At 51.0% G+C, this 4134-nt stretch carries 3 protein-coding genes and 1 pseudogene; all 4 read left to right on the forward strand.

Annotated features, from left to right (window positions below):
* A pseudogene (locus M0R47_RS21320) lies at positions 1-352 on the forward strand (hypothetical protein); the annotation flags it as partial.
* A gap of 32 nt (positions 353-384) precedes the next feature.
* Positions 385-2265 (forward strand): tRNA uridine-5-carboxymethylaminomethyl(34) synthesis enzyme MnmG, encoded by a 1881-nt coding sequence (mnmG, locus tag M0R47_RS21325; RefSeq protein ID WP_292558372.1) that lies wholly within the window; start codon positions 385-387, stop codon positions 2263-2265.
* A 112-nt stretch (positions 2266-2377) separates the two neighbouring features.
* Complete coding sequence (locus M0R47_RS21330) at positions 2378-3097, forward strand: response regulator transcription factor (RefSeq protein WP_292558373.1); 720 nt, start codon at positions 2378-2380, stop codon at positions 3095-3097.
* A partial coding sequence (locus tag M0R47_RS21335; RefSeq protein ID WP_292558374.1) for a histidine kinase dimerization/phospho-acceptor domain-containing protein occupies positions 3085-4134 on the forward strand: 1050 nt, incomplete at its 3' end. The genes M0R47_RS21330 and M0R47_RS21335, both read left to right, overlap by 13 nt.

A 4134-nucleotide genomic window follows, 5' to 3' on the forward strand; every position in this document is an offset into this window, starting at 1 on the left:
CTCTATCGACCCCCTCCCGGAGGTGCCAATATCGTTGCCCATAATGAAGACTTCAGCTTTGACTGGAGCCGGGTGCGATGAGCTCGTCTCGGCAATCGTTCAACGTGCCGAATCGTTCCGCGTGGAACAAGGCGAAGATCTCGTCACGATTAACTCGCGCCACGCATATGCCTTGAACCAGGCGAGTGCCTGCTTGCTTGAGGCGCAAAGCAAGCTTGCGACAACGGGTCCATTGGAGCTGCTGGCAAGCGATCTCAGGGGTGTACTCGCTGCGTTTGGAGAGATATCCGGGAAAATCGATAATGAGCAGGTTTTGGATCGTCTTTTCTCCACATTTTGCATCGGAAAGTAAATTTGGAGAAATGTTTATTATTATATATGTAAATGATATCAAACAATATACGATTTGATGTTATCGTGTGTGGGGCTGGTCATGCAGGAGTCGAAGCTGCCCTTGCGGCCTCAAGAATGGGCGCCTCTACCCTACTTTTGACAGGCAATATCGACACAATTGCACAAATGAGCTGCAATCCAGCGATCGGTGGGCAAGCCAAAGGCCAAATCGTGCGTGAGATTGACGCACTCGGAGGTGAAATGGCCATAAACACAGATGTCACTGCAATTCAATTCAGATTACTTAATGAATCGAAAGGTCCGGCTGTCCAGTCGCCGCGTGCCCAATGTGACAAGAAAACTTACCAATTCCGACTCAAACACACTCTAGAGCTTCAGCCCAATCTTCAGCTTTTTCAGGCAACTGTCAGTGGACTGATCATCAAAGACAGTAAGGTCATCGGGTGCCGAACCAATCTGGACATCGATTTTTTCGGCGAGACGGTCATTATTACAACGGGTACGTTCCTTCGCGGCCTTATGCATATTGGCCAAAACAAAAATGAAGGCGGACGTCTCGGGGATTTCAGCGCCAGGACACTTTCTGATAGCCTCATTGCTGCGGGCATAGAGTTACGGCGATTAAAAACAGGAACACCTCCGCGGATACTCGGCCGGACCATTAATTTTTTAAAGACCCAAGAGCAAAAAGGTGATGAGCATCCTGTGTTCTTCGCATTTCACGATACCAGAGATCCAGGAGACTTGTTCCACGTGGAACATAGCGGTGAACACCGCCTGGGCTGGCCACCCGGGACTAATCAAGTGTCGTGCTGGATCACTTATACAACAGACTTAACTGCTGAGATTGTTCGCAAGAATCTCCATCGATCAGCGATGTACAGCGGTGAGATTATCGGAGTGGGACCGCGTTATTGCCCAAGCATTGAGGACAAATTTGTCCGCTTTGCAGATAAACCACGCCATATTCTTTTCTTGGAACCTGAGGGCAGGGGAACGAACGAGTATTACATTAACGGCCTTTCGACGAGTCTGCCTTTCGAGACTCAGCTCGAAATGGTTCACAGTATCCCAGGACTCGAGCAAGCGGCCTTATTGCGACCTGCGTATGCCGTTGAGTATGATTATGCTCCGCCTACTCAACTCTACCCATCGCTAGAGTCAAAAAAAGTCACTAACCTATTTCTAGCGGGACAAATCAACGGTACATCCGGCTATGAAGAAGCGGCAGGGCAGGGGATTGTTGCCGGAATCAATGCTGTGCAGAAGACTAAAAATCATGCTCCTCTTATCATCAAGCGCGACGAAGGCTACATTGGCGTCTTGATCGATGATCTTGTCACCAAGGGAACAAATGAGCCATACCGAATGTTCACCAGTCGCGCTGAATACCGACTTTTATTTAATCATGGCAGCGCAGAACTACGGCTTTTGCATCATTCAAAATCATTTAACCTATTGTCCAATAATCGGATAAATAAAATAAATCAAAAAAAACTACTCATAGAAAATTGGGTGAGTAGATTTGAATCCTCCAGCGAAAACGGCGCGACTTGGGGAGACCGCTTGCGGCGAGGAGAATCGATATCAGCACTGCCTTCTAACTTTCTTTCAGAAACAGCGCCAATCCGGCAAGAGGTACTTTATCGCGTCCATTATCGCGGTTATTTGGAGCGCGAGTTACGTCAAATTGAGAAAATGCACGAAACCGATCGTATTCAAATTCCTGAGGGGATTGATTATTTGTCCATTCGTGGTCTGCGCCGCGAAAGCGCGTTAAAACTCCAGGAAATTCGTCCCTATACCTTGGGCCAGGCTGGACGTATCAGTGGCGTCAACCCGGCGGATATTAGTATTCTCATGATTCTGATCAAAGCGGGTGGGGGAATAGGTCTGCTCGACAATAAGTGACCACCAAACGGCTTTTTGCCGGCAATGTCACCAGATTGTCGTTGATGTAACAAATGGGTGACACCCAGAAATTCACTAGCAAACACTTCCACGCGGCTTATGCTCAAAACCCATGCCGGAGCACAGGCCCAAGAAGATTCTAGTTGTTGACGACGAACCTGACGTAGCTGACTTGGTTTCCTACCATCTTAAGGCGAAGGGTTATCAAGTAGAAACCGTTAACAACCCCAATGTCAGTATTGGAATTGCTCGTTCTTTTTTGCCGGATCTAGTCATCTTGGATATCATGATGCCAGATCTCAACGGCACTCAGATCTGCCGTATCCTGCGGGCTGATCCCAAACTTAAAAATGTGCCCATCATTTTCCTTACGGCAAAAGCGGAAGAAAACGACCGGATCGCTGGGCTTGAAGTTGGTTGCGATGATTATATATGCAAACCATTCAATATAAAAGAGTTAATACTTAGAATCCAATCGATTCTCCGGCGAGCGACTGAAGGTGTCCCAGAAGAAATCAAACGCGTTCAGGTCGGACAAATCGTCCTCGATATCGAACGCCATGAAGTCTCCGTTCATGGGCGCCCGATTGAACTGACTGCTACTGAGTTCAAGCTACTCCGTCTGCTCATGGAACGCCGGGGCCGTGTACAGACCCGTGAGCACTTGCTCATCAATGTATGGAACTATGAGACGGAGATCGAAACCCGGACAGTCGATACCCATATCCGTCGCTTGCGCGAAAAACTTGGTTCCGAGGCTGATTGGATTGAAACGGTCCGCGGGGTTGGTTATCGCATTGCTGAACGCAAAATCGAAGCATGCTCTACCTGATCATCGCCGTCCTTAGCGTCGGCCTTGTCATTGCCCTTAAGCAGCTCCTCCATCACCGACAAGCACTACGCAATCTCCGCCAGGCCATCGGGGAACGGCGACCGTTGCTTCGCGTAAAAGAGGCCGATGGCAAAACCACTGCCGGTTGGGATCAGCTGTATTCTGCGGCAAATGAGATCATCGCCGAGGTCGCTCACTTGCAGCAACTGCGCTCGGGACAACTTGCCCAACTCGAAGCCACGCTGGGGAGCCTGCAGGAGGCTGTGCTCATTGTTGATGGCGAGAACCGGATCCTACTCGCCAACAAGGCGCTTCAGACCATTCTCCCCCGGGCGAAGGATATCCTCAACCAGCGACTGGAACTCGTCCTTCATAGTGTCGCCTTCCTCAATTACGTCGAGGCTGTGCGCAGCAACCGCGCCCAACCGCAACACGAACTCGAGTTCATCGAGGGCAATGTTTCCCTCTGGCTGGAGGTCACCGGCGCGCTCGTGACGCCCCTGAATGGTGACCGGGGTTCCTGGGCGCTTTTTGTGCTCCACGATATCACGAAGCAAAAAGAGCTCGAAGGTGTTCGGAAGGATTTTGTGGCCAATGTCTCCCACGAACTCCGGACTCCCCTGAGCATTATCAAGGGCTATATCGAGACCCTGGTTGATGGCCATCGCAGCATGCCGATTGAGGATCGCGACCGCTTTCTCCAGACCATCCAGCGCCATACCGAACGTCTCAATTCGCTGCTTGAAGATCTGCTCACGCTCTCACGTCTGGAATCGATCAATCCCGGGTTGCACCGGGAATCGACCGTCCTCGCCGACCTCATCACCGGCCTTGTCGACGACATTCGCGGGCGTCCCTCGGCCAGCGGGCATCTGCTCTCGTTCGCCATCGAGCCGGCCATTGGCTCGGTGCTGGTCGATCCACTCAAGATTTCACAGGTGTGCGCGAACCTTCTCGACAACGCGCTCAAGTATACTCCGTCCGGCTCACGCATTGATGTGAACGCCCGCTTGCAGGGCACTGAGGTCGAGGTCTGC

Origin of the sequence: Methylobacter sp., from assembly GCF_023227905.1 — a bacterium.
GTDB lineage: Bacteria > Pseudomonadota > Gammaproteobacteria > Methylococcales > Methylomonadaceae > Methylobacter_A.